This window comes from Mesorhizobium sp. M5C.F.Ca.ET.164.01.1.1 (assembly GCF_004792125.1).
GTDB classification, from domain to species: domain Bacteria; phylum Pseudomonadota; class Alphaproteobacteria; order Rhizobiales; family Rhizobiaceae; genus Mesorhizobium; species Mesorhizobium wenxiniae.
This window is the reverse complement of the sequence record NZ_SRTG01000122.1, coordinates 1-425: the sequence shown is the minus strand read 5'-3', so window position 1 is coordinate 425 and position 425 is coordinate 1. Positions and strand designations below refer to the sequence as shown.

Below are 425 nucleotides of genomic sequence, written 5' to 3'. Positions count from 1 at the left end.
GACAGGGCTCTGGCACCTGCCCCCGCACCGGGTTGACGTCGTCGACTCGACCGGCGCCGGTGACTGCTTTCATGGCGCCTATGCCCATGCATTGACGCGCGGGGCCGACACCGCAGGCCGGGTCGCGTTCGCGGCCGCGGCCGCAGCCCTGTCCGTAACGGGACGTGGCGGGCGCGAAGCGCTGCCCACCAACGACCAGGTCACGAAACTTCTGACCTCTGCGAACGCTCCGTCAGCGGTCGAACTGAGACTTGTGGAGGAGGAAGATGGCAGAAGTCATTCTTGAGAATATCTGCAAGACCTACGGGAACAATTTTCACGCCATCGACCAATTGAACCTGTCGGTCGAGGACGGCGAGTTCCTGATCCTCGTCGGCCCGTCCGGCTGCGGTAAATCCACCGCGTTGCGAATGATCGCGGGGCTG

The 425-nt window shown here is 64.0% G+C and carries 2 protein-coding genes; both read left to right on the top strand.

Translation table 11 applies throughout. From position 1 onward, the window contains the following. The coding region (locus tag EN807_RS32725; RefSeq protein WP_246684504.1) for a PfkB family carbohydrate kinase at positions 1-286 on the top strand (286 nt) is incomplete at its 5' end. Further along, positions 267-425: ATP-binding cassette domain-containing protein (locus tag EN807_RS32720; RefSeq protein WP_135937946.1), on the top strand; the 159-nt coding region annotated here is incomplete at its 3' end. The genes EN807_RS32725 and EN807_RS32720, both read left to right, overlap by 20 nt.